Origin of the sequence: Acidiferrobacter sp. SPIII_3, assembly GCF_003184265.1 — a bacterium.
GTDB lineage: Bacteria > Pseudomonadota > Gammaproteobacteria > Acidiferrobacterales > Acidiferrobacteraceae > Acidiferrobacter.
In genome coordinates this window covers 2,663,529-2,688,809 of sequence record NZ_CP027663.1, presented here as the reverse complement: position 1 = coordinate 2,688,809, position 25,281 = coordinate 2,663,529, and the positions used below count along the sequence as shown (strand labels likewise).

Below are 25,281 nucleotides of genomic sequence, written 5' to 3'. Positions count from 1 at the left end.
TGGGCACGCCGGTGCGCATTCTGTTGCTGGAGGACGCCGAGGATGACGAGGCGCTGGTGCGGCGTGCGCTCGCGAAGGCGGGATTTGCGTTCATCATGGATCGCGTCGAGACCCGTGCCGCGCTGATCCAGGCCCTCGACGCCAATTCCTACGACATCGTACTGTCCGATTATTCCATGCCCGGCTTGAGCCCGCACGATGCCCTGGCGGTCCTTGCGGAGCGCCGGCTCGATATCCCGGTGATACTCGTCACCGGCACGATAGGCGAGAACCGGGCGGCGGCGATCATGCGCGCCGGGGCCCACGATTTCATCCTGAAGGAGGATCTTTCGCGGCTCGTGCCGGCCATAGAGCGTGAGCTTCGCGAGGCCGAGGGCCGGCGCCAGCGGCGCGTCATCGAGAACGACCGGCGCAGGCTCTCGAGTGTCGTCGAACAGACCGCGGATGCGGTGCTTGTGACGGACCGCAACGGACGCATAGAGTATGTGAATCCGGCGGTAAGCGAGCAGACCGGGTACAGTGCCTCGGAACTTTTGGGGGCCACGCCCGCGATATTCCGCTCAGGGGCCCATGATCGGGCTTTTTATCAAAAGCTCTGGTCTACGCTGCTGTCGGGTCATGAGTTCCGGGCGGTATTCACCAACCGGCGCAAGAGCGGTGAACGCTATTTCGAGGCCAAGACCCTGACGCCGTTCAAGGATGAGGCAGGCGCCATCGCCGGGTTCATATCCACGGGCCGCGACGTGAGCGAACTCGTGCGCATGCGCGAGGACCTGGAGCGCTCCCTGTCGGTGCTGCGCGCGACCCTGGAGGCCACCGCTGATGGCATAGCAGTCACGGATCTCCAGAGGAACATCGTCGACTTCAACCAGCAGTATTGTGATATGTGGGGGTCGAGCGCATTTCCGACGTGCTCGTGGGTGGAACGTAGGGCCATTATGGCCAAGCTTCTTCGCGACCCCGAGGAATTTTTCGGGTTCGTGCAGTTTCTTTATGAACATCCCGCGGAAACCCGCTCCCAGGCGGCGATCTTACGGGATGGCCATGCGGTGGAATGCTACTCCCAGCCACAGAGGCGTGGCGACGAAATCATAGGCCGGGTGTGGTGCTTTCGCGACATCACCCAGCGCGTGCAGCACGAACAGCGCCTCATGCATCTGGCCTATCATGACCCTCTGACGGATCTGCCCAATCGCCGATTCCTGGAGGAGCAACTGAAGGAGCGGTTCGCGGCTTCGCGCGGGGAGGGCGCGTGCCTGGCTGTCGTGGTGATTGCGATCGACCGGTTCAATCTTATCAACGAGACGCTGGGCCATGGGGCCGGCGATGACATCGTGCAGATCATCGCCCGCCGGCTGACCGGCGCATTGGTGGACGGCGGCGTGCTGGCGCGTACCGGCGGCAGCGAGTTCGTGGTCGTGCAGGAGGTAGAGCCCACAACCGGGGCCGACGATCTCGCCTCGGTTCTGCGCGCCGCCATCGGTGAGCCGGTGGTCGCCCACGGAAAGGAGTTTTTCCTGACGGCGAGCGTGGGCATCGGGCTATACCCGGAGGATGCCACGGACCCCAACACGCTCTTGCAACACGCCGACAGCGCGGCGGCCCGCGCCCGTGAAGGGGGCGGGGACATGGCGGCGCGTTATCGCGCGCATATGTCGTCGGATGCCGCGCAGCGCCTGGCGACCGAGCATGCCTTGCATCGCGCGCTCGCCCAGCGGGAGTTCGTGCTGCACTACCAGCCTCAGGTGTGTCTGAAGACCGGGCGCGTTCTGGGCGTCGAGGCCCTTATCCGCTGGCAGGATCCGCGTTTTGGGCTGGTACCGCCCGGCCGCTTCATTCCCATCGCCGAGGAGACCGGACTTATCGTGCCCATCACCGAATGGGTGCTGACCACCGCTTGTGCCCAGGCCGCAAGCTGGCAGCGCGCGGGCATGCCCGGTGTCACCATGGCGGTTAATATCTCGGGGCGATTGTTCAATCACGGCGATCTGCTCGGTATTGCGGACCGCGCGCTGATGGCGGCCGGGCTCGAGCCACGATTCTTGGAGATCGAGATTACAGAAGGCGTCATCATGCGCGACCTCGATCACACCACGGATCTCCTGCGGGAGTTGCGGCGGCGAGGCGTGCGCGCGAGTGTCGATGACTTCGGGACGGGTTACTGCGCGCTCGGCTACCTGCGGGACTTCCCGCTCGATGTCCTAAAGATCGACCGGTCGTTCGTGCAGCGCCTGGGGGCTGATGTCCGTGACGAGGCGGTTACGGCCACCATCATCCAGATCGCGCATACATTCGCTTTGCATGTCGTGGCCGAGGGCGCCGAGACCGCACCCCAGGTGCGCCGTCTCGTCGCCCTGGATTGTGATGCCGTGCAGGGCTATTACTTTTCCCGCCCCATACCCGCAGAGGAGTGCGGCCGGCTGTTGCGCAACCCCCGGCCGTTCGCCGATTTGAAAGGCGAGCGCTGGCGCTGAAGGCGAGGCGGCGGGATGTCGCGCGCGACGGACCCCGGGCTGCGCGCCGGCATCGGTCATGGCCGCGACCCGGCTGCGCCGCCGCCTCCGATGAATCCCTATGGCGCGGCAACGGCCGTGATGACAGGTCGCAGGGATGCCAACTCGTCGCGCGCGCCCTTTGCTGCCACGAGAGGCCAGAGACCCCGCGGGAGCGCGTCCGGGTATTCCCGGGGTCATCCTGGATGACGCGCGTACCGCATGGTGTGCCCGTCGCGACATAACCGGCAAGGCTGGTCCTGTCGTCCGGCCCGGTATGGTACGCGCGGCCCATAGACAGGACCCAACATGGCCTTTCGCGACGGTGCGCATCGGGAGACGCCGATGCCGTCCGGTCCGCGTCCGGCGCCGTGGGCGCGATCCGCACCTTGATTTGCCGGTCCCGGTTCGATAGTATCCGGCGGTTTGCAAGGGATTGCGAGACGCCATGATGGATTGCCGGCCCGTGGCGGAGGATGCGCGGGGGCATATCGTCGAGTTTTTTGAAGACGAGCAGGCCCGTTACGACGCACTGACCGCCTTTTGTTATCCCCCCTTGACGCGCAACGAGGGCGTCTTTCTGGTCGTCACGGCCGAACATGGTCGTGTTCTGGAATCACGCCTTAAGCGGATGGGACTCGATGTCGAGGCCGCGCGGGCCTGCGGGCAATGGCGCGTGGCCGACGCCGTCTCGATGCTCGATTCGTTCATGATTCAAAACACCCCGGACGCGATCCGGTTTCTGGATCTGGCGGGCGGCGTGCTGCGCGATATGGAGGCGCGTTATCGCCGGGTCCACGTCTACGGGGAGATGGTGGATGTGTTGTGGGGCCTTCACAACCATCATGCCGCTCTTGAACTCGAGAGTCTATGGAATGATCTCGGGGCGGTGCATGAATTCACGCTCTTTTGCGGCTACAGCAGCGAATATTTCACGAACCCGGAAGACCGGGGTTATCTCCGGGATCTGCACGGGCTGCATACGCATGTCGTATCCGCAAACTCCGGCGCCAGGACCTCCACGCGCTACCCCTAGGGTTCACGCCTGTAGGCCGCGAGCCACTCCTCGAATGCGGCGGCCGGAAGCGGTTTGCTGTAGTAGTAGCCCTGGATCTCGTCGCACCCGGCAGTCCGCAGGATCTCCAGTTGTTCGCGGCTCTCGACGCCTTCGGCGACTACGGTGAGGCCGAGGCTGTGGCCGAGCGTTATGATGACCGATGCAATGGCCGCGCCTTCGGTATTGCGGGCGATGTCACGGACGAAGGATTGGTCGATCTTCAGGGTGTTGATGCGAAAGCGCTTGAGATAGTTGAGGCTTGAATAGCCGGTACCAAAATCATCCAGGGCGATTTTAAGACCCATGTCGCGAAGCGCCGCCAGGGTCGCGGCCGCCTTGCCCATGTCGTCCATGAGCGTGCTTTCAGTCACCTCGAGCTCGAGCAGATCCGTGGCCGGATCGAGCCCCGTCTCCGTGAGTATCCGGGTCACTGTGGCCAGGAGATCGTGCTCCTTGAATTGGCGGGCGGACAGGTTGACCGCTATCCGCAGGCCCACGAGTCCGCGGGCCTTCCAGCGCTGATTCTGCAGGCAGGCATTCTTCAAGACCCATTCGCCCAAGGCGACGATAAGTCCGCTTTCCTCGGCGATCGTTATGAACGCCCCGGGGGCAATCAGCCCGCGTTCGGGGTGTTGCCAGCGAATCAGGGCCTCCACGCCCGCGACTTCACCGGTACGGAGATCGATTTGCGGCTGGTAATAGAGGAGCAGTTGGTTGTTTTCCAGGGCGTGGCGCAGACCGTCCTCGATCGCGCGTCGTTCCTTGATCTCGGCGCTCATGGCGGCCGCATAGAACGCATAGATGTTCCCGCCGGCCTCCTTGGCCTTGTACATGGCGACATCGGCGTTTCGCAACAACCCTTCGCTGTCTGCATCATCGAATGGAAAGACGGTGATGCCGATGCTCGCGGTCACATGCACGGACGTCTCCTTGAGCGGCAGGGGCCGTGCGATTTCGCCAAGCAGCCTGTCGGTGATGCGCGTGATGTCGTCGACCGAGGCCAGATCCTGAAGGAGGATGGTAAATTCATCGCCCCCCTGGCGGGCAACGAGATCGTCCGGACGCGCCACCCAGTCTTCACGGCGCAACCCCGAGGTCAAGCGCCTTGCGATCTCCTGCAAGAGCTGGTCACCGTATTCATGACCAAGGGAGTCGTTGATATCCTTGAATGCATCGAGATCGACGAACAGAACCGCCATGAGCGTGTGATGGCGCCGCGCGCGGGCCATGGCCTTTTCCAGGACCTCGTGGAAAAAGGCGCGATTGGCAAGTCCTGTGAGCGCGTCATGGGTGGCCTGATGGCGCAGTCGCGCCTCCAGACGGCGCCGCTCGGTCGTGTCCTGGACGATGGCGACGATGACTGGCGAGTCGTCGTTCAGGGACAGGTGCAGGCGCGCCTCTATCGGATACACCGTGCCATCCTTGCGCCGGTGTTCGCCCTCGCGTCTTGCGCCATCGTTGCCGGCGCCCTGCAGCGAGGAGACGAGTTTCATGAAGTCCTCCCGCGAAAGGCGGGGTTCGATATCGGTGGGGCTGAGTGCGCGCAGATCCTCTATCGAATATCCGAGATTGCGTTGCGCCCCGGTATTTGCAAACAGGAAGCGATGCGTACGGGCATCGAGCATGTAGATCTCATCGGAAGACTCATCGAGGATCTTCGCGAGCCGCCCGAGCATGTCCTCGTGATGCTTTCTTGCGCTCACGTCCTCCACGAGCAGGACGACGTAATGGAGGGTGTGGTCGGCGTGCCGCACCGCCTGCAAGGCGATGTGGGCATGAACGACATGGCCGGCCTTGTGGATGTAGCGCTTGTCGAGGATCGCGGAGTCCAGCCCACCGGAACGCATCTCATTTAGCAACCCGAGATTGTCGCTGCGATCCTCCGGATGGGTGAGATCGAGCCAGGTCTTCGTCAGCAGCTCATCGCGCGCATAGCCGAGCATGGCGCACATGGCATCGTTGACCTCGACCCAGCCCTTCTCGGGACTGGTGGCCGCCATGCCGATGACCGCCTGCTCGAAGTAGGCGCGGAAGTGCCGCTCTTTCTCGATAAGCGCTTCTTGCGCGGTTCGGCGCTGTTGTTCGCGATCCCGGGTCTCGAGTGCAAACGATACCGCGGACGCCATGTCGTGCAGCACATCCACCATATCCTTGTCGAAGGCATTTTCCTGGGCGTGGTAGACGGTCAGAACCGCGAAGGGGGCCCCATGACGGGTGATCGGAAACGCGCCGACGGATCGAAAGCCGCGAGCAAGGGCGCGCTCCCGCCAGAAGCCCGCCAACCCACCCTGGCGATAGTCGCCGACTGTGACGACGCGGCCTTCGCGATAGGCGATACCCACCGGACCGCGCCCTTCGGCCACGTCGGGGTGCGATGAGACGCGAATGTGGTCGAGGTAGGTGATCTGCGATCCGTGGCGGGCGACCGGCCGGATCATGCCGCTCGCATCGCTGACGGTCCCTATCCACGCCATGGCCACGCCCCCTAAGTCCACCGCCAACTGGCAGGTCAGGGCCAGCAAGGCGGCCTCGTCCTGGGTGTGACGAATGGCGGCGTTCAGGGCGCTCAAGGCTTGATAGAGACAGGCCAGACGGGCGGCCTTGGCCGCCACCTCCTGTTCCGAGCTTGCGTCGCGCAGCGCGACAAGATAACGGAGATCCCCAGGCCCGCTCCAAGGGCTCGTACGCACCTCGACGGCCAGTGCCGGGCGCAGGCGGGTGGCGATCTTCAGCGCCGGATAGGGGGCCGGCGACTGTAATATCCCCCGATCATAGCCCGGGAGGATGGTGGTGATCGCGGTCCCGAGGAGTTCGTTGGTGTCTTCGCCCAGAAGTCTTTCCGCGCTGGCATTGGCGGTGGCCACCCGAAGCGTCTCGGTGAGCCCGAGGAGTGCGATGTCGACGTCTGCAAGCGCCACTGCCACCGGACTATCGTCGATGGATGACGCGCCACAGCCCCTCATGCGCCGCGCCAGACGCCCGAGCAGGCGGCCTAGTTCCTTGCCCCTTTTCATGAAAATCGACGTACTGCGCGGGACACACGACACGCGATGGCAACACCGCGCCCAAGGGGCATGAGCCGCTGCAAAGACGGGCTTTGCGCCGAGGGCCGCCTCATGGCAAGGCCGCTGTTCTTCATAAGCCTCGAGCCCTACCCCGGATCGGTCCTATCGGGATGGCCTTCACCATCGTTCCACAAATTCCGTCTACAAATGGCGCGCAGGGCCCTGATGTCACATCAGTCTGGCAGACCCCATCGGCTTGTCAAGGCAAGGCAAAGGCCGGGCATGATGCCGGCATCGAGGATCAGGGCCTGCGGTTTGGGCCCGAGAGGGCGCGTTGGTTTGGGTGGGCGCGCCAGCGGCGCTGAGGGCGCTGCAGGCGGCCAGGATCCGGCGCATGACGAAACGCCACGATCCGCCCGCGCGGATGGACGCGCGGGCGGGTGTCGGCGTACAGACTACCCCGTCAACGGCTCGCTCGTGGGGCGCGCAAAGGCACGCAGCGCGCTCTCGTCGATCACGGCGCGGTCGATTTTGAGATAGGCGACACCCTCGTCGGCGGCCACCGCGGCATCGGCCACGCCGCGGATGGCGGTGAGCGCCGCCTGGAGGGCGTTGGCCTCTTGCGCGTCCGAGGCCTTGATCGGCAGGACGTAGCTCGACAGGTATCGGGGTTCGGCCATCCCGAGCGCGACCAGCAGCCATAGAAGCACGGCGCTGGCGCTCGTCACGATGGCGCCATGGATGCCCCAGGTCCCGTAGACCATGCCGCCCACGGTGCCGCCCGTGAATACGCCGAGGAACTGGGAGGTCGAATAGGCGCCCATGGCCGTACCTTTTTGGTCGGCCGGCGCCACTTTGGCGACCAGCGAGGGGAGGGTCGCCTCGAGGACGCTAAATGCCGTAAAGAACACGAGGAGGCCCGCAGCCATGGCCGGCAACGAGCGGTCGGCATAGACATATGTCAGGTTCGCAAGACCCAATACGGTGATCGCCCCGAGTAGGATCTGCCGCATCTTGCGCCGTTGCTCGGCAATGATAATGAAGGGGATCATGAGCAAAAACGCGAACACCATGATCGGGAGGTAGAGCTCCCAACTGCGGTTCACCGGGACGTGGGTTATGTGCGCGAGCAGCACCGGCAGGACCACGAAGTTCGACGTGAGCACGAACTGCATGATGAAGATGCCAAAGTCAAGCCGCAAAAGCTCGCGATTCTTGAGGACTTTGGTGAAGGATGCCGCGACAATGCCGGTGTCGCGGTGGTGGCGATGCGATTTCGGGTTCGGGACGACGCCAATGGCGACACCCATGGCCAGCAGGCCCAGCGCCGCAGTCGACCAGAATATCCCCGAGACGCCGATCCAGGCATTCAGGACCGGGCCAAGGACCATACCCGTGGTGAAGGCTATACCGATGCTGACACCGATGGTCGCCATGATCTTTGTGCGATGTTGTTCGCGTGTCAGGTCCGCGGCGAGCGCCAATACCGTGGACGACATGGCGCCCGCGCCCTGGAGGGCACGGCCCACGATGACGCCGACGATGGTGTGGGAAAGCGCGGCCACGACGCTCCCGATCACGAAAAGTGTGAGCGCGAACAGGATCACGGGCTTGCGGCCGATACGATCGGAGAGCGTCCCAAGCGGGATCTGGAAGGTCGCCTGGGAGAGTCCGTAGATGCCCAGGGCAAGCCCGATCAAAAGCGGGGTGTGGCCTTTCAGTTCCGCGCCGTACATCGTGAAGACCGGCAGGATCATGAACAGACCCAGCATGCGGACAACATAGATGGCGGCTAGAGAATAGGCGGTACGCCGCTCCAGCGGCGACATTTTATCGTCGAGTGCCGATAGCTGATCTGGCATGGGCAACAATTTCCTTCAAAAGCGTGGCCGCGCTGGGATGCCGCTCGGCCTTTTGGGCGCGGCAAGTATAACCTGTAAAGACCTGGGGCTGAAGTTTGCCCGATCCCGTGGACGGATAAAAGGCCTGTGCGCAGGTGCGGTGCGGTATTCAGGGTCATCTGCCGTCCGGCAGGTCGTGCCCGGACCGTTTGCCGGCGGTCTGCGGGCCCGGCCGCCATTCACCTCGAAGCCGTCGAGACGGGTCGCGGCGCGTCGTTATCGTCCCGATCGATGCCGCTTATCGGACCGGGCGATGCGTACCCCGGCGATGGCCGTCTTCCGCGGGCGGCGTACCGCGAACGGCCGGGCCTTGATGGGGGCATTCTCGAGGCCGCATCCGCGCAGGATCAGGGTCACGACATGATCGGCGGCGCGTGTCTGGTGAGGGGCATCCAGGTGTCGCACCCCGAGTACCGCGCACACCTGGCTGTCGAAGTCCGCATAGGTCTGGGTGGCGGCCCATATGGTGAAAAACAGGTGCGGGGGATCGATCGGGGCCATGAGTCCGGCCGCCACCCAGCCTTCGATAACTCGTGATTTGGCGGTTACCAAACGGCGCAGTTCGGTGCGCAGGTAATCTTTTATGTGTGGCGCGCCATGTAGGATCTCGTGGGCGAATACGCGTGAGGCCTGGGGGTGGGTCATCGCAAGGACCATCTTGGCGCGTATATAGTGTTCGAGCGCGAATGACGGGGCCACCTCGGCGCGGATGATATCGGTCTCGGAGAGCCAAAGCGACAGGATCCTGTCGAGCACCGCGCGATAGAGCGCCGCCTTGGTCTTGAAGTAGTAGTGGAGATTGGCCTTTGGGATGCCGGCGCGCGCCGCGATCGCCGCCGTGCGCGCCCCGGCGAACCCGGCCCGCGCAAAGTCCTCCTCGGCCGCCTCGAGTATCCGCTGTTCGATGGTCTGTCGCCAAGGTTCGCGCATGTCGCCGATAAGGGGCTCACAGGGTGCCAAAGATCCGGTCACCGGCATCGCCAAGCCCGGGGACGATATAGCCATGTTCGTCCAGGCATCGGTCGATGGCGGCGGTCACGACGGCAACGTCCGGATACGCGGCGCGCAAGGCCGCGAGGCCCTCCGGGCTTGCCAGCAGGCAGACGTATTTCAGACTGGTCGCGCCGGCCTCCTTCAGCCGCGATAAGGCCGCGAGCGCCGTGTTTCCGGTGGCGAGCATGGGATCGACGACTATGACCATGCGTTCTGCGATATCGTCGGGGACCTTGAAGTAATATTCGACGGCCTCCAGGGTCTCGGGATCCCGATAGAGCCCTATGTGGCCCACGCGCGCATTGGGAAGCAGATCGATCATGCCATCGAGCATGCCGTTACCAGCCCGGAGGATGGACACGAGGCAGAGTTTTTTGCCGCTGATCACAGGAACGCTGCAAGCGGTGATCGGGGTATGGATGTCGGCATATTCCACCGGGAGGTCGCGAGTTGCCTCATAGGCCAACATCGCGGCGATCTCGCGAACGAGCCTGCGGAAGTTGTCGGTGGTCGTATCCCGATTGCGCGCCACACTCAGTTTGTGCTGCACCAACGGGTGATCAATGACCTGGATGTCCTGACGCATCGGCAATCCTCCGGACGGATTAAAAGACAGTGCCATCACTTAGAACGTTGAGAGGCGGCCTCCCGTCGCGGCGCGCACGGGCGGCAACCGCGCGGCCCGCGGCCCATGTGCCGCCTTCCATGAGCTGTGCCATGGAGAGCGGGGCTTCCTGTTCCGAGCCGAGTCGTTGCTGTACCGCCCCGCGCAGGAGATCGAGCGCGGCCACCGTCAGCGCGCGCCATTCGACGACCGCTTCCGAGCCCGCCGGTTGCGGGTGCGCGAGGAGTCGTCGGTCGCGCGCCGTAAGCGCGCCCATGTCAAGCAGCAGCCCGCCGTTGCGGTATTCGGCAAGCCCGGTCAGGTGATCGGTGTCCACGACCCGCAGCCCGCCGGCCTCGAGCGGCTCTATGAGGGAATAGACCAGCCACTGCGTCAGCTTGTGGAAGGGCACATAGCCGTCGCGGCTTGCCGGATGCCGTCCGCAATCCCCGAGGGCGATCCCGTCTTGCGATAGTCGGTTCGGCCAAAGGGGGCCCAGGATGACGAGCAGGAGCGCAAGGATATCGGGGGCGCGCGCGCATCCGTGCGACGCGTGCGCGGCAATGTGGTCGAAGAGGTTGCCGAGCCGCGCGGGCGTGCCGAAGATGGCGGGATGACCCTGCAACAGACCGCCGAGGCGACACAACAGCGCGGCGCGTTCCCGGAGCCCCACGAGGGGATTGTCGGCGCCGGCCTGAAAGACCCGCGCCAGGCTGTGCTCGTCGCAGCATGAAAGGCGCTCAGCGTCGGTTCGCAGGGGGTCGCCGGGGTCGGCCGAGAGCCCGCCGCCGGTAAAGAGCGCAAGACTTGCGGCCGCAAGCCCCTCCGAGCGCGTAAGCGTTCCATGACGTGGATCCCGGTAATGCCATTGTGGTCCGGCTCCGGCATCGAGCAGGACGCTCGGAATGACCAGATCGATGGCGCGTCGCGCGACTTCGGCGCGCGATTCGGCGTCATCCGAGGGGTGGGCCGGTGCGAGGTGGTATCCCAGGGCCTCGAAATGTCGCCAGCGGCTATGCGGCGGTATCGCAAGGTTCGGGAAGCGCTGCCGGATGGTCGCGGCCACATAAGATGCGATGTCGACCACCTTCCCGGGATGCCACTGGAAATGTGTCAGTTCATCGCGCTCGGCAGCAGCCATGATGTCGTGGCAGCGGGTGCGTACGGCCTCCGCGGACAGCAATTGCCTCGCCGCTTCGTCCGGCGCGGCACGATCCTGTCCCTCGAGACCCGCGGGACGCGAACTCATGTCTCGAAGGGGCGGCCGTGCGCCACCGCCAGTCCATCGGCATCCGGGTGGTCAGCGGAAAAATATCCGGCGGCCTTCTTGGCGTCCATCTCCACGCGCGCGTCCGCGGGGATGAGGTCATCGGGAATCGCAACGCGCTCCCCCACGGCGATGCCCTGGCTGACGAGCGCGTGGTATTTCATGTGGCTCATGGATGCCCAGCGATCGATGCGCGTAACGCCCAACCAGTGCAGGACGTCGGGCATGAGCTCCTGGAGGCGCATGTCCTGCACGCCGGCCACGCACTCCGTTCTTTCGAAGTAGGTCTGCGCGCGGTCACCCCCTGGCTGGCGTTTCCGGGCGTTGTAGACGAGAAACTTCGTGACCTCGCCCAGGGCCCGCCCCTCCTTGCGGTTGTAGACTATGAGTCCGACCCCGCCTTGTTGGGCCATGTCGATGCATACCTCTATTCCGTGGGCGAGATAAGGACGGCAGGTGCAGATATCGGAACCGAAGACATCCGAGCCGTTGCATTCATCATGCACGCGGCAGGCAATCGCGGTATCGGAGCGCCCCAGTCTTTGGGGGTCCCCGAACATGTAGACGGTCGTGCCGCCGATGGGGGGCAGGAACACCTTCAGGTCGGGGCGCGTGACGAGTTCCGGGAACATGCCGCCGGTCTGTTCAAATATGTGGCGGCGAAGCGCCCTTTCATTCACGCCGAATCGTGCCGCGACCCCCGGCAGATACCACACCGGGTCGACGGCGATCTTGCTTACACGGACGTCGCCATTGGCAAGCAATACGCGTCCGTCGGACCTCAGGCGCCCGGTCGCCATGGCCTCGCGCAATTCCCCCATGTTGATATGGGCGCGCGTGATGGCGATCGTCGGACGGACGTCGAGGCCTTCCGCGATTTGACGGGCAAAGACCTCGGCGACCCGGTGGCCCCAGGGGTCGAGGGATACGATTTTGTTGGGATCACTCCAGTGGGCATGAGCCCCGATGGCCGCAGCGGGATCGGTATCGGTGAGATCCGGTTTGTGATCCGGGGCCAACGCCCCGGAGGCCACCGCCAGGGCGCGATAGATCGCATAGGAGCCCGAGTGCGCCCCTATGACGTTACGCATTGCGCGATTTACGGGGCCTGCGAGTATCGGTCCGCGCCGGTGCGCGTCGGGTGCGCCCCAGTGCACCGCCAAGGGCGCGGTGTCTGTACCGGTCCTTGGGTGGGAGGTGAGGACGATATGGCGAGTCACGGTGTCTACCCTCGGTGATTTCCGTCACTTGACCGGATGGTCAGGTCTATCCGAAAGCAAGTTTCGTGCCTCACGCGAATGGCCGGGCGCGCGGGAAATATGGCGCGGGCCAGGCGTTCGTTGCACCAGTTTTTGATGGTCTGCACCAGGAGAAGGCGGCATCGCGCCATGCCGCCGCCCGGTTCCTCTGGTGCGCGCAGCCGTGCGCCACGCGTTGCGCCCATGGCCGCGGTGAGCGGGGCATGCCGCATCCAGGCATGGTCCTTGCACCCAGCGGTGCCAGGTCACGGTGCATGCGCCACGGATAGAGGGGTTTATTATGACGCACGACCTAGGTTCCATGGTCGCGGTCGAGACGCTGGGGGTGGACCCCGTGCCCCGTTCGCGGCGCGTGATGAAGGCCGGCACCGTGTTCGTCGTCTGGGCGCTGGCCTCGGCATCGGCGACGACCCCGATCATAGGCCTGCTTTTGAAGGGGATGAGTGTGGGTCGATTCACGATACTGGTGAGCGTGGCCACGCTCTGCGGGCTATGGCCCGGGATGATGATGAGCGAGATGGGCCGCGACCGCCCGGTCATTTCCATGGTGACCGCGAAACGGACGTTCGGTTCGGCGGGTGCTGCGGCCTTGACGGCCTTGTATGCCCTGGTCGGAGCGGCGTGGTTCGGGCTTAATACCGCGGTCGGCGCCGAGATCGTGGGCGCCTTGTTCCCGGGGTGGGCCGGTGGTGCGCTCATCGTGCTTGGGGCGGCGCAGACCGCGCTTGTCTTGTTCGGGATGCCGCTACTCGAGAAGTTCTACCGGTACACCGGTCCGATCTTCGTCCTGTGCTACGGTGTTCTGGCCTATTATCTTTTCTCCCGTTACCCGTTCTCATGGCCCATGCAGCGCGGGCCGGTGGCTTGGGGGCGTGATATCGATCTCGTGTTGAGTTTCAGTCTTCTGGCATGGGCCTACGACTTTCCCACGGTCACGCGTTTTTGCGTCCCGCGCGATGCCGCCGAACCGGCTCTGACCCGCTGGCGGTATCGACTGTCGGCGCCCCTTGGCGTGATGTCGGCGGTTCTGGTCATGGGCATTCTGGGGCTCTTGAGCTTGCGGCTCGCCGGTCTCTGGAATGTGGCCCTGTTGGCCAAGTCCTTGCCGGTGTGGGGTGAGGTCGCGGCCGTGGGCGTGATTCTGGCCATAGCCCATACCAACGCCATGAATCTCTATCCGGCGGTGACCAAGATCATGATGCTGGTAGACGCCGCCCGCGTAAGGCGATCGGCTGTTCAGCAGCCCTTCACGGTCATTGTGCTGGGGGCGTTTTCGACCTACCTCGCCTACGCGGGTATCCTTCATGCCGTGCAATCGTTCCTGTCGATCCTGGGGGCCTTCTTGTTTCCCTTTACCTTCATCTTGGTGCTCGACTATGTTTTGTCGTCCACGCCGCAGGCCTCGGGCGACCAGGTTGGGGGGCGCCCCGGGACCGAGCCTGGGGCTCGCGCGTGGATGGCGCTCGTGGTATTGCTCCTGGGCCTGGGGTTGGGGGAATGGTCACCACCCCTCACGGGGTCCGTGGCGCGTTTTGTGCCTTGGCAGATGGTGGTGGCGGTGTCGGCGGCGCTGTTGTATGGGGCGCTACGCCGGTATCTTATGGGGGAGTCGATCGCGGGAGATACTCCGGGCGTGGTGGGTGATGAGTGATTTCAAGGTGTCGGGTGATATCGCAAGGCTCTTACGCGCCGCGCACGAGGTCATTGCGCATGCGTATGCACCGTATTCGGGATTCCCGGTCGGCGCCGCGGTCCTTACTGTCTCGGGCGAGGTCTTTGCGGGATGCAATGTCGAAAATGCGGCCTACCCCTTGGGTTTGTGCGCGGAGGCCGCGGCGCTCGGCGTCATGGTCTCGGCGGTCGGCGCGCAACGCCTGCGCGCGGCGCTGGTATTGACGGCGCGGCCCGCGCCGTCATGGCCATGCGGGGGGTGTCGCCAGCGCTTGCAGGAATTCATGGGGGCCGAGGCCATGGTCTACGCCGCGGGCTGCGACGCCGAACCGGTCGCCATCCCGTTCGCGCGACTCCTGCCGCTTGCGTTTGGCGCCGACGACCTCGCGCCCCGCTCCTCCTGAGCCGCCCTCGTCATGGTCCCGTCGAATCCCTATCCCACCTGGATCGATCTCCTGGATCTGACACGCCTCGAAGCCGCCACGGGCGACGAGGGCGCGGTCGCGGACCTGTGTCGCCGGGCGCAGACCCCGCGTGGCAACGTGGCGGCCGTATGCGTCCATCCCGGTTACGTGGGCCTTGCCCGCGACTTGTTGGCCGATAGCGGCATCGCAATCGCAACCGTGGCCAACTTTCCCGGTGGCGACCAGGGGCTCGAACAGGTGCTGGCCGAGGTCGGCCGGGTGTTGCGCGACGGTGCCACCGAGATCGACGTGGTCGTTCCCTATCGCCGCTGGCTGCAAGGCGATACGCGCTCGGTCCCGGCATTGCTCGATCCCGTGGCGGGGCTCTGCGCCGGCCGGGCGCAGGTCAAGGCCATCCTTGAAACGGGGCTCATACCCTCGTCCGCCGAATGCCAGGCATTGGCGTGGGCCTGCGCGCGTCCGGGCGTTGCGTTCCTTAAGACCTCGACCGGCAAGGCCGGTCATGGCGCGACTCCCGAGGCCGTGGGGGATCTCGTGCGCGTGTTGGCGCCGTTGCGGGACGCGGGGCGGCCCATGGGACTCAAGATCGCAGGCGGCGTGCGCACGCGTGATCAACTGCAGTGCTATTACGAGATCATCGCGCGGACCCTCGGAAGCGGTTTTTTCCAACCGGTCACACTGCGCATCGGCGCGAGCAGTTTGCTAGATGAGCTCCTCGCGGCGTCATCCCATGACTGATTCGGATCTTCAGTATCATGTCGGCCTGTCGGGTTCACTCATCGAGGGCGCCCGGTATGTCTTGATGCCCGGTGATCCCGATCGTGTTCCGGTCCTGGCGGCGGCCTTTGACCATTCGCGGCCGCTCGGTCAGAGCCGCGAGTATCGTTCGGCGCTCGCTTATGCGAAAGATGTGCCCACCCCGGTCCTGATCCTGTCGACGGGTATCGGGGCCCCGTCGGCGGCCATCGCCATCGAGGAACTCGCCCGCCTGGGCGTCCGTTATTTTCTTCGCGTGGGCACGACCGGCGCCATCCAGCAGCACGTCGCGCCAGGCGACCTTGTCATCAGCGAGGCTTCGGTGCGGCTCGAGGGGACATCATCCCACTATGCGCCCGTTGAATACCCGGCTGTGGCATCCATCGACATGATCCGCGCCCTGCGCGAGGCGGCCTGTGCGCTTGGTGTCCCGCACCATAGTGGCATGACGTGCTCGTCGGACAGCTTCTGGCCCGGACAGGAGCGCCGAGACTCTTTCAGTGCTTACGTTCCCCGACGATTTCAGGGCACGCTCGAGGAGTGGCGCCGGCTGAATGTGTTGAGTTATGAGATGGAGAACTCGGCGCTTTTCGTCGTATGCCGCGCGCTGGCTCTCGAGGCCGCGTCGGTGTGCGCGGTAGTCGCCTGCCGCTGGCAGGGTGAGGCGGTCAGTCACGATGCTTATGCCAAGGCCAAACACGATCTTGCGCGCGTGGCCAGGGAGGCCGTGCGCCGTCATGCCACGCGGGCCGTCGAGCCGATCGGCGGGCACGGATAGCGTCGACCCAGGGGCGACGGCCGCGCACTGCCGGCGCGGATCGCCATGGCGGCTATTTTAGAAGGCCACCCGCACAAACCACACCCGTCATCTCGCGGCCCGATGCGCGGCCTCGCGGATCTCTGTGGCGTCGATCCGCGCATCGGACGTGGGGACCCGCCCGCTAACGGGCGGCCCCCGCCTCGTAGGCGGCGAGCGGCGCCCCATGCCGGCGCGCATAGCGGGCCAGATAACGGCGCACGGCGGCGTACGCGGCCTCACCCCTCGAGGCGACCCATTCCTGACGCATCTGCACGGGCCCCGGGACCTTGAGCAGCGTGGTCGGGGCGTAGGTCTGACGTGGCCGCGGCGCATGCGCGCCATGCCGGTCGATGTGCGCCTTGTACCAGCGTGGTGAAAGTATATGCCCCGTGGCGCCGGCTTCGCGCCGCAAGAGCGTGTAGTGGCTGCAGACACCCGCGTTGAATGTAACCGGGACTCGTGCGGGATAGACGCGGGTCGGCGCGAAGTCCGGATGACGGGTCCAGATCCCCGAAAAGACCGCCGCGTTCTGGTCCCATTGAGACAGTGGCGGGAGGTCAAAGGCCGCTTCCGTGGTTTTTAGGATGTTTACCTGCGAATACGAGTGGGTGTCGAGCAGGCCACGCTTGACCCATGGGCCCATGGCCAGCGCAAAGGTTCGATGGGCGTTTATGTGATCCGCCCCCGACTGCGCATCGTCCTCGGTCAGAAAGACCACCATGTGACGCCACTCGGGTGTCGTCGACAGATAATGGATGAAGCGCGCGGTCGCCAGGTCATTGTTGGCGACATAGTAGTCCGGGCTGTAGTAGCACGGTTTCCGGCCGGCGGTGTGATCGTCGGGCAGCCATATATAGATGAAATGCGGGAACGCCCGTCCCGGATGGGCCTTGAGCCAGTCGATGGCGAGTTGCGCGCGTCTTGTATCAAGCAGCATGCGGTCCCAGCCCGGGAAGCTTGTCGCGAGGTGCGCCTTCATGGCACGCGATATGGCGCCGGCACGGGCGCGCGACACGAACTCGCCAAAGTCCTCAAAGGATACATGGTGGTTCAGGAGGTCATTGAAAAGGAAGAGGCGACCGGGATAGCTGATCCAGGGGTTGGACCATTTGCCCAGGGCCGAGAGGTTTTCATAGATGGCATAGGGGTTATCGACGCCGAGCGGGAAGCCGCCGGTTCCGGTGGCGCCACCTGGGACCAGGGATTGCGTCCATCCGGGGTTGGCCACGAAGCCGCGGTGCGAGTAGTACTCCGGCCATGTCCGCTGCACGAAGTCGGAGTCGGAGGCCGCCGTGGTCCACTGGTGACCCTGCGCGGTCACCTCGCCGTCGGCCATGAAATGCGCGAACAGCGTATAGTGATGGGCAAGGCTGTAGAGGTTCGGCAGTTCGCGGGGGCCATAAAGATCGAGACGTGGGTCGGCGTAGCGCCCGGCCGCCCGGTATTTGCCCAAGTCCTCGTCAAAGGTCTTGTTCTCCCGCAGGATGAAGACCACGTAATGGATATGGCGGTGGAGGAAGGCGATCGCGGTCCGGTCGCCGCGGACCCGCGCCATGCGCTCGCGGTGCGTGAACCCGTCATGACGCAGGGCGAGGCGTGTCCACTGCGGGAGTCTGGTCGCCAGGGTCGAGAATGACACCTTTTGCACGAGGCCGTCCATCATATCGCCCACCCACTGATGGTGGATGTTCGGTCCCGAGCCGAGTCCCTTGGCGGCGACTATGTAGAGGGCATGAGCGGTGGCGGTGAGTGCCGTGGGATACCATCCGGTGGGTATCAGGCCCACGCGTTGACCGGAACGAAGGTCGAAGACCGCCACGTCGTTGTTGCCGGCATTGGCCACGAACAGCCGTTCGCCGGCGATGGCCAGGGCATCGGGATAACTGCCCGGCGGGGCATCCGGGTAGGGGCTGTCGTCGATCCAGCGCACGACCTTTCCGGTGACGGTATCGATCTGCGCGACGCGGTCGACATTGGCGAGCGTGACAAAGACGTCCGGACCGTGGCCCTTTGCGATCATGGCGGTCGGGTGCAGGCCGGCGGCAGTATCCGCGGCCGTGGCGCGGGGCCCGACCTGAATCTGGTCGAGACGCGTGAAGGGACGCGGGTTGACGATCGCGACGGCGTTCGCGCCCCATAGGCTCACCGCGAGCCTATGGCCGTGGTCGGCGAACGCCAAGGCGTAGGGATAGGCACCGATATTGAGATAGCGCACGTGCCCGGTCTTCAGAGTGATCCGCGCGAGGCTGTTGGCAAGGAGTCCCGTGACGTAGAGGTGGCGACCGCGCGGACCGGGGAGGACGGCGTCGGGGTAAAACAATCGTGGTCGGCCGATGTGATGGCCTTGATAGTGATAGGGGTATTGGGTCTTGGGAAAGGGTTGCCACGCCAGGGGGTAGCGGCGCACGAGCGTAAGGCGTCCGTGGTCCTGGCGCAATACCAGCACGTCATTGGTGGCGCCGCCCGCGGCATAGACGAGGCCGCCTGACGCGGTCGCGAGTCCCTGAAAAAGATTCTGGTGTCCGAGCGTCAGCATCGAGGGCGCGTTCGCGACCGCACCCTTGTGCGGGCCCCTATAGGCCGCCATCTGCCCGATTCGCGCGAGCGAATGGGCGTCGTAGGAGGTGATGGTCTGGGCGCGCGTCGCACCATTGGCGAGCACCAGCAGATCGTGACCGGAGAGGGCTGCGGCGGTTGCGAAGTTCGGCGTGCCGTTTATGCGGCCGACCGGGCTCGTTACGCGTCCGGTCGGCAGGATGTGCGTGTAGGTCGGGCGATTGGCCGGGTCTATGGTGACCGGCCGCCCGACGTCGCGATCATTCGGGATCGGCCGCGCCAGTGCCGCCATGAACCCGCTGCCCAGGGCGAGACCCAGGCCGCATGTCGCCCCGAGGGCTGCCGTCAACCGCTTTCGCATGGTACCTCCCCTAATATTTTGTGTACGGCCCGCGAGCCGGCCCGTGTCGGGCAGCGTAACGCCTCTCTATGTCGATTGCATGGCAGGCCGTGGTGCCCACCCAGGACGCCCCGGTCTGCGCCCCAGCCTCAACGCCGCCTAGAACGTCAGCGTGGCACTCCCATACACCGAAAACGGCATGCCCTCGAACACCGACAGATAGGGGTTCCCATAGTAGTCGGAGTTGCTGGTGGCGGCCACGACATAATGGTGGTTGAAGACATTGTCGATGTTCAAGGCGAGCTTCACGCTTTTGACGTCGACCTCGTGGAGCGGGATGGTATCGAACAGGCCGATGTTGGTGACCGTGTAGCCGGGGATCTTGAGGCCCCCGGGACCCCGCGAACTGCTGGTTCACATACTGCGGGCCCACGTATTTGGCGCCGATGCGCGCGTCGATGCCACCCAGGCGCCAGCCCAGCCCCACGTTCACCATGTTCTTTGGGACGTTGGCGAGCGGCTGGCCGGCCGAGACCTGGCCGGCGTAGGTGGAGTGAAAGGATGAAGTGAACACCGCCTGGTTGTAGGAGTAGTTGGCATAACCGAGCCAGCGGCCGACGAGGATGTGCCCGAAGTGCTGCTCCAGGGTGAGCTCGATGCCCTGATAGCGCGAGCGCCCGCCGTTGGTGGTGGTACTGAGCGCGGTCGTGGGGTTGGTGACATTCACGAAGGTGTTGGTGAAGTACTCGCGATAGGCATCGACGCTCCCCAGAAAGCCCGCGTGCCGGTAGCGCGTCCCGAGCTCATAGTCGGTGACGTATTCGGGCTTGATCGAGACCGGCACGACCACATACTGCCCGGCGGCGTTGGTCTCGGCGATGTTGCTGTAATAGGCGCCGATGTTGGGGAACTTGATGTTCCGCCCCCACGAGGCATAGACGCTGAATCCCGGCAGCGGCGCGTAGTTGATCCCCAGGGTGGGCGAGACGAAGTGCTGGTTGTTGGCCACCGTCCCGCCGATCGGGTAATAGATGCCGATGGCATCCGAGCTGATGGTATAGGCATCGAGGAACTTGACGCCCGGGGTGATATGCACGGTGTGGTCGAAGAGGCCCACATCGTCTTGCGCATAGGCCGACGCCAATAGGCGCTCGTCGTGCTCATCCCAGGCGTTGTTGTATCCGGAGACCGTAGGCACCGGCGCCGACCCGTACCAGAATTCCCCGGAGTGCAGGAGGCCGTAGGTGACATTGCCGCCCACGGTCACGGTATTGTGCGGGGCCAAAATCGTGACGCTCGGGCTGTAGCCCAGATCGCTCGATATATCCTCGTAAAGGTGATAGTCCGTACCGTTGCGTACTGACCCGAAGATGGCCGCCGGGTTATAGGTCGGGGGACTGGGGTAGGAACTCCAGAAATTATACCCCGTGCCCTGGTTCGGGAGGTAGTAGGGCTAGTAGGGCTGGCTTGCGCTCTGGCGGAACGCCGGGTTGCTGTAGGAGGTACGCTGGTAGTTGTCGCTCTGATAGAAGATCTTGGAGTCGGTCGCGAGCCAGCGGTTTATGAGGCTCTTATCATCGATGATGGCCGTGATCTCGGTATCCTTGTTGTTGGTCTGATCGTAGTTTAAGGGCCAGTTATAAGAGATGCCGTACCGGTTTACGAGCGGCTCGGGGACGCTGTGCGGCGTGTTCATCGATGATGGCCGTGATCTCGGTATCCTTGTTGTTGGTCTGATCGTAGTTTAAGGGCCAGTTATAAGAGATGCCGTACCGGTTTACGAGCGGCTCGGGGACGCTGTGCGGCGTGTAGCCGGTATTGTGGTTCACGATCAGGTAGGTGGAGATCCGCGAGCGCCCGCCGTCATAGGGCATGACGCCAGCGTAGTAGAAGTTATTGTTCTGATCGGCGGAGTTCTTGACCCACCCGCGGCTCGTCTGGCGATGGAAACTGAACACCGACCGGAAGCCACCGAGCGAGCCGGTGTTGAAGACCGCCCCCCAGTTTGCGGTATCAAAGCTCCCGTAGCCCACCTCCACCGCCCCGCCCATGCGTCGGGCCGGCTGCAGGGGCTTGTAGTTGATGGTGCCCCCAAGCGAGTTGTAGCCGTTGACCGCCGGGTTGTTGATGCCGTTGTAGATCTGGATCCACCTCCACCGCCCCGCCCATGCGTCGGGCCGGCTGCAGGGGCTTGTAGTTGATGGTGCCCCCAAGCGAGTTGTAGCCGTTGACCGCCGGGTTGTTGATGCCGTTGTAGATCTGGATACCGGCGGTGTCGGCGAGCGTGAGCGGTATGGCGTTGCGCATCGAGGCGCTGTTGGTTGTACCGCCATTGAACATGTCGTTCAAGGGGATGCCATCGAAGGTCTCGGTGAACTGGCCGCTCGTAAAGGAGCGGAAGGTGATCGTACTGCGCACCCCATTGGGACCGGTGCTGAAGGCGTTGATCGACGGCTTGCGCGCGAGGATCGTCTGCGCGTTCTGCGCCGGCGAGGCATGGCGGATGGCCTGTGCCCCGATGGCATGCTCGGTGTAGGGGGCCTTCAAGGGGGCGTGGGCCTTGCGGCCCGTTTTGCGCACGCCGGTGATGTGTATGACTTTGCCGGATTTGTGTGCACCGGTCTTCGTGTGCGCTGACGAGGTGAGCGGATACGCGATCCCCAGCGCGCCGCTCATGGCAATCGTGAGCAAGCGAAGGGTGTGTGAAGCAGGGTACATGCGGGACATGGGCCATCTCCTTGCGGATATATAACGTTGTGTACATCCGTTGAGCAGGATATGTGCCATTCCCGTAGGATTGCTGTAAGGATTTCCCGAATCATAAGAGAAACATAATAGCGTCAAGGGCTAGAGGCGCTTCCGGCGCGCTTTGGGTGCTCGTCCGTCAGTCCACGATATCCCCCGGCCGTGCCCGCATACGAGCCACATCCGCCTTTTGGTGGATCAGTATGGCGCAGGCCCCCGTCGATCCATGAGCCGGCCTCGGGCGAATGTCCCGTGGGATCCGGGGATATTCGACATACGCCCCGGGATCGGGCTCGTCTCGGCGGACGGCTATGACACAAACTCCGAAAGCCGAACCCCGTCCTCGTCGATCTTGTCCACGAGTCGTCTGCAGGTGGGCGATTCTGGGAACCGGTCCTGGATCCCGAAATAGAGAATGCGCGAGTGCCGGCGTCTGATGTCCGGATTCATCTCGGCGGGCACGGAGTGAGTCTGGGCTACGCGCCCGGTGGCGCGGACATGCGCAATGGCTGCGGGATTGAGGTCGGGGTGCCCGAGGTCCCCGGACGCGCCGACCCCCTTAGGTTCGCCGGGACCAGCCGTCCTGACAAGTGCGCGGACACGGTCCCGAAAGGCGCTGGTTTGGCGTCGAGAACGCTATCGTCCGTGGTTATGCGCGGCGCCGGCAGAGGCGCGCGCGATGTCTTGGCGTAAAGGACGGCGCGGACGGTGAAATGCGCAAGCATGGACCGGACGATAGGGTTGCATGGGGGGTCCACGAAGGGCCGCATGCCGATCACGGCAAGGGCGCGTCGATCACCATAAACGCATGCCCCGACAGGATGATACGCATGGGATAGGGCATGTTTTTCACGAGTATGCGCAAGGGTGGCGCGGGTGATAGGCCTGGCGACTTGGACCAGGTCAACGGAGGGGGCGCTAAACATAGGCACCGGCCGGACTATTTCCGATACGCCCTCATAAGGGGCGGGGATTGCCCAACATGCGGGCATATGGTCCCTGTAAGGTACGAAGATCCGCCGTATGGTCCGGCCATAATCTGGGATATCCGGAAAAGTGGCGTATTGGCATGGTTAGTGCTTGCGGTGATGTACACAACGTTGCGTTGTGCCAACGAAAAATGGGGGATGGAAATGCCGGAAACCACAATCTTCGCAGGACGCTCTCTTTTCCGCGCGGCACTCCTGGGCGCCTTGGCCGCTGCTTTTCCAGGGCTTGCGGATGCGCAGGCGAAGCCCGTGGTGGTCGCGGATCACGGCAAGGTCGTGAAGATCACATCGGTCAGCAAGACCGGTAAGAAACGTGCGGCAAAAGGCCAGGCGGCGGTGATGGACGGGGCTCACGGGGCCCCGGTGGCGCGTCTTGGCGCAGACGCCCTGCACCACAACGAAATGTCGCAGAACGCTCAGACGATATTAAATCGCATGCCGGGAGTCAACGTCACGAGCACGAATCCCCTGGGGACGCGGCCACATATCTCGGTACGTGGCTTCTCCGGGACCCAGCTCGGCTACACCTATGACGGGTTGCCCATAGGGGATCTTTTTAGCGGAGGGTTGACCGGCGGCAATTATAATTATGCGTCCCTTTATAACCTCGTACCGGTGACTCTCGGCGAGAGCTCGGGGATCAGTGTCATCTATGGTCCGGCGGAGCCGGCCGTGAATACCATAGGCGGTATCGGCGGGACCGTGGAGTATGCCCCGCGCATGCCCGGAAAGACCTTCTCGGCCTCGGTATTCGGAGGAATCGGGAGCTTCGACACCAGGAGCTATGGGGCGGAGGTGAATACCGGCGCCTCCAAGCATGGTGGCGCGCTTTTTCTGCGGGCCGCGCATCATAGTACCGGCAATTATCTCCAGAACTCACCGGACCGCGGCAATTCCTTCTATGGCGCCTATGTGCTGCCGTCGCGCGGCGGGCGTTCGCAGTTCAGTGCGATCCTGCTCTACAACAACAATTCGGGTTATATCCCGGCGCGCATGCCCGCCCCTTTGCTTGCACTGCATGGACCGGCTTACCAGTGGCCGCGAAGCTTTACGTACTCCTATGGTCAGGCCACGCACGAGATGGCGATCCTGGGCTACAAGACCGACATGAATCGCTACATCCTGCTGGACACCAAGGCCTTCTATGCCTACACACGTTCCGATCAGCTGACCTACCAGAACCCGGCGGTGACGCCGACCTATGACGGCAACATCACCTACTTCCCGTTTGGCAACGGCGCACCGTACGATCGCTATATTTATGTCACGCGGACCGCCGGGTTGAGCGAGGCGGTCAACCTCCTGTTTGGGTCGGACAAGGTGACCTTCGGGGGCTTCGGCGCGGCCTCGATCTACCATTCGAGCCAGTTTTGGCTGGCGAGTCCCGGGGCCGCCAGCATACCGGGCCAGAATGATGCCTGGGACGAACATGCCTACCGGATCTACGGCAAGATCTACGCCCAGGCCGAACTCCACTTCCTGGGGGCGCTAACGATTGTGCCGGGGGTGAAGGAGGAGTACGTCGACACCGCGATCAATGATATTCCCGGCGCGTACTATCCGGTCGGGGCGAGCAGCGGTAACTCGTATACCAAGCCCTCGCCGTACCTGGGCGCGTCGTTCAAGGTCACAAGGCATCTGAAGGTCTACGGCAACGCGGCGCAGGCCTATAAATTCCCCAACATCTCCGCGTATTACTCGGCTGATTCCTTCGCCACGCCGACATCGCCACCGCCCGGTATCACCGTCGTCCCCGAGAAGGTCACGAGTTACCAATTGGGCGTCGCGTTTCATACCCGGCGCACGGCCCTCGGGGCCGCGCTCTACCGGCAGGACTTCGTGCATACCTTCAGTTCGGTTTATGACGTTACCAACGGCCTGACCTACGAGTACAATTACGGGGCGTCGCGTTACACGGGCCTGAACCTGACCGGCTCCTACGAGCCCGGCTATGGGCTCAAGGTCTATGGAAGCTGGTCTGTGCAGAGCGCGCACTATACGTCCAATGCCACCAACTCCTTCGGCAGCTCCGTCAAGGCCGGCGATCCCAAGCAATACACGCCGCATTATCTGGCGAACATCGGCATCGAGGACCGCTACGCGCGCCTGACGAGCGCGCTGTGGGTGGATTTCGTGGGTTCGCAGGTGATCGGCACCCTTGCCGGGGGACCTACGACGAGTTCGATGCCGGCCTATCATACGGTGAATGCCTCGTTTACCTACACCTTGCCGGTTCATGCCCCCGGCATCAAGTCGTTGCAGGCGGCGCTCAATTTCACCAACATCCTAAACAGCCACGCCTACGTTTATGAAAAGCAGTTCAGTTACCCGAACGGTCCGGGGAGCTATAACGAGGCCGAGCCCATGATGCCACGATTCGTGGGCGTCGAGTTGAAGGCGACGTTCTAGGGGCACCGCGGGT

General features: G+C 63.9%; 18 protein-coding genes. 7 read left to right on the top strand and 11 right to left on the bottom strand.

Annotation, left to right across the window (positions count from 1 at the left end):
- The first annotated feature begins 11 nt into the window (after positions 1-11).
- On the top strand, positions 12-2,474 hold the full coding sequence (locus tag C4901_RS13535; RefSeq protein WP_168185741.1) for an EAL domain-containing protein: 2,463 nt from the start codon (positions 12-14) through the stop codon (positions 2,472-2,474).
- Positions 2,475-2,940: 466 nt separating this feature from the next.
- Entirely contained in the window at positions 2,941-3,528 is a 588-nt protein-coding gene (locus C4901_RS13530) for an MEDS domain-containing protein (protein WP_110137782.1), read from the top strand.
- Here C4901_RS13530 and C4901_RS13525 read toward each other — a convergent pair.
- The 6 genes from C4901_RS13525 to C4901_RS13500 form a co-directional block, all read right to left on the bottom strand.
- Positions 3,525-6,563, bottom strand: a complete 3,039-nt coding sequence (locus C4901_RS13525; RefSeq protein WP_110137781.1) for an EAL domain-containing protein — start codon at positions 6,561-6,563, stop codon at positions 3,525-3,527. The genes C4901_RS13530 and C4901_RS13525 overlap by 4 nt on opposite strands.
- A 446-nt stretch (positions 6,564-7,009) precedes the next feature.
- A complete protein-coding gene (locus C4901_RS13520; RefSeq protein ID WP_205736020.1) occupies positions 7,010-8,416 on the bottom strand; it encodes an MFS transporter in 1,407 nt (468 codons plus the stop codon).
- 255 nt (positions 8,417-8,671) lie between these two features.
- The gene (locus tag C4901_RS13515; RefSeq protein WP_205736019.1) at positions 8,672-9,385 is read right to left on the bottom strand and encodes a TetR family transcriptional regulator C-terminal domain-containing protein; all 714 of its coding nucleotides are present in this window, start codon (positions 9,383-9,385) and stop codon (positions 8,672-8,674) included.
- Positions 9,386-9,401: 16 nt separating this feature from the next.
- On the bottom strand, positions 9,402-10,034 hold the full coding sequence (gene upp, locus C4901_RS13510) for a uracil phosphoribosyltransferase (protein ID WP_110137779.1): 633 nt from the start codon (positions 10,032-10,034) through the stop codon (positions 9,402-9,404).
- Between the two features lie 19 nt (positions 10,035-10,053).
- Positions 10,054-11,301, bottom strand: a complete 1,248-nt coding sequence (locus C4901_RS13505; protein WP_110137778.1) for a DUF1688 family protein — start codon at positions 11,299-11,301, stop codon at positions 10,054-10,056.
- A complete protein-coding gene (locus C4901_RS13500; RefSeq protein ID WP_110137777.1) occupies positions 11,298-12,539 on the bottom strand; it encodes a GTP cyclohydrolase II in 1,242 nt (413 codons plus the stop codon). Before C4901_RS13500 ends, C4901_RS13505 begins: the two co-directional genes overlap by 4 nt.
- 319 nt (positions 12,540-12,858) lie before the next feature.
- Here C4901_RS13500 and C4901_RS13490 point away from each other — a divergent pair, with 319 nt between their 5' ends.
- Genes C4901_RS13490 through udp form a run of 4 tightly spaced genes read left to right on the top strand, consistent with a single transcriptional unit; the run spans position 12,859 to position 16,208 of the window.
- Positions 12,859-14,229 (top strand): cytosine permease, encoded by a 1,371-nt coding sequence (locus tag C4901_RS13490; RefSeq protein ID WP_145960733.1) that lies wholly within the window; start codon positions 12,859-12,861, stop codon positions 14,227-14,229.
- A complete protein-coding gene (locus C4901_RS13485) occupies positions 14,222-14,653 on the top strand; it encodes a cytidine deaminase (protein WP_110137774.1) in 432 nt (143 codons plus the stop codon). Before C4901_RS13490 ends, C4901_RS13485 begins: the two co-directional genes overlap by 8 nt.
- Before the next feature lie 12 nt (positions 14,654-14,665).
- On the top strand, positions 14,666-15,412 hold the full coding sequence (gene deoC, locus C4901_RS13480) for a deoxyribose-phosphate aldolase (protein WP_110137773.1): 747 nt from the start codon (positions 14,666-14,668) through the stop codon (positions 15,410-15,412).
- Positions 15,405-16,208, top strand: coding sequence for a uridine phosphorylase (gene udp, locus C4901_RS13475; protein WP_110137772.1), 804 nt, complete (start codon positions 15,405-15,407; stop codon positions 16,206-16,208). The genes deoC and udp overlap by 8 nt, the downstream gene beginning before the upstream one ends.
- A 163-nt stretch (positions 16,209-16,371) precedes the next feature.
- On the opposite strand, the gene C4901_RS13470 is transcribed toward udp, so the two are convergent.
- The 5 genes from C4901_RS13470 to C4901_RS13455 all read right to left on the bottom strand — a co-directional run bounded on the left by C4901_RS13470 (position 16,372) and on the right by C4901_RS13455 (position 21,852).
- On the bottom strand, positions 16,372-19,146 hold the full coding sequence (locus tag C4901_RS13470) for an alkaline phosphatase family protein (protein ID WP_205736018.1): 2,775 nt from the start codon (positions 19,144-19,146) through the stop codon (positions 16,372-16,374).
- A 10-nt stretch (positions 19,147-19,156) separates the two neighbouring features.
- On the bottom strand, positions 19,157-20,497 hold the full coding sequence (locus C4901_RS18195; RefSeq protein WP_255410722.1) for a TonB-dependent receptor: 1,341 nt from the start codon (positions 20,495-20,497) through the stop codon (positions 19,157-19,159).
- 81 nt (positions 20,498-20,578) lie between these two features.
- Positions 20,579-20,821 (bottom strand): hypothetical protein, encoded by a 243-nt coding sequence (locus C4901_RS18190; protein ID WP_205736017.1) that lies wholly within the window; start codon positions 20,819-20,821, stop codon positions 20,579-20,581.
- Positions 20,763-21,176 (bottom strand): hypothetical protein, encoded by a 414-nt coding sequence (locus tag C4901_RS13460; RefSeq protein WP_145960732.1) that lies wholly within the window; start codon positions 21,174-21,176, stop codon positions 20,763-20,765. Before C4901_RS13460 ends, C4901_RS18190 begins: the two co-directional genes overlap by 59 nt.
- Positions 21,139-21,852: a TonB-dependent receptor gene (locus C4901_RS13455; protein ID WP_205736016.1), complete on the bottom strand. Its 714-nt coding sequence runs from the start codon at positions 21,850-21,852 to the stop codon at positions 21,139-21,141. The genes C4901_RS13460 and C4901_RS13455 overlap by 38 nt, the downstream gene beginning before the upstream one ends.
- A gap of 1,151 nt (positions 21,853-23,003) precedes the next feature.
- Between C4901_RS13455 and C4901_RS13445 the strand changes: the two genes are divergently transcribed.
- Positions 23,004-25,268 (top strand): TonB-dependent receptor, encoded by a 2,265-nt coding sequence (locus C4901_RS13445; protein WP_168185740.1) that lies wholly within the window; start codon positions 23,004-23,006, stop codon positions 25,266-25,268.
- Positions 25,269-25,281: the final 13 nt, after the last annotated feature.

Coding starts and splice junctions, on each gene's coding strand:
- C4901_RS13455 (WP_205736016.1), bottom strand. CDS start 21,852: ATGTCCCGCATGTACCCTGCTTCACACACCCTTCGCTTGCTCACGATT.
- C4901_RS13525 (WP_110137781.1), bottom strand. CDS start 6,563: ATGAAAAGGGGCAAGGAACTAGGCCGCCTGCTCGGGCGTCTGGCGCGG.
- upp (WP_110137779.1), bottom strand. CDS start 10,034: ATGCGTCAGGACATCCAGGTCATTGATCACCCGTTGGTGCAGCACAAA.
- C4901_RS18190 (WP_205736017.1), bottom strand. CDS start 20,821: ATGAACACGCCGCACAGCGTCCCCGAGCCGCTCGTAAACCGGTACGGC.
- C4901_RS13445 (WP_168185740.1), top strand. CDS start 23,004: ATGCCGGAAACCACAATCTTCGCAGGACGCTCTCTTTTCCGCGCGGCA.
- udp (WP_110137772.1), top strand. CDS start 15,405: ATGACTGATTCGGATCTTCAGTATCATGTCGGCCTGTCGGGTTCACTC.
- deoC (WP_110137773.1), top strand. CDS start 14,666: ATGGTCCCGTCGAATCCCTATCCCACCTGGATCGATCTCCTGGATCTG.
- C4901_RS13490 (WP_145960733.1), top strand. CDS start 12,859: ATGACGCACGACCTAGGTTCCATGGTCGCGGTCGAGACGCTGGGGGTG.
- C4901_RS13515 (WP_205736019.1), bottom strand. CDS start 9,385: ATGCGCGAACCTTGGCGACAGACCATCGAACAGCGGATACTCGAGGCG.
- C4901_RS13460 (WP_145960732.1), bottom strand. CDS start 21,176: ATGGGCGGGGCGGTGGAGGTGGGCTACGGGAGCTTTGATACCGCAAAC.
- C4901_RS13485 (WP_110137774.1), top strand. CDS start 14,222: ATGAGTGATTTCAAGGTGTCGGGTGATATCGCAAGGCTCTTACGCGCC.
- C4901_RS13520 (WP_205736020.1), bottom strand. CDS start 8,416: ATGCCAGATCAGCTATCGGCACTCGACGATAAAATGTCGCCGCTGGAG.
- C4901_RS13530 (WP_110137782.1), top strand. CDS start 2,941: ATGATGGATTGCCGGCCCGTGGCGGAGGATGCGCGGGGGCATATCGTC.
- C4901_RS13470 (WP_205736018.1), bottom strand. CDS start 19,146: ATGCGAAAGCGGTTGACGGCAGCCCTCGGGGCGACATGCGGCCTGGGT.
- C4901_RS13505 (WP_110137778.1), bottom strand. CDS start 11,301: ATGAGTTCGCGTCCCGCGGGTCTCGAGGGACAGGATCGTGCCGCGCCG.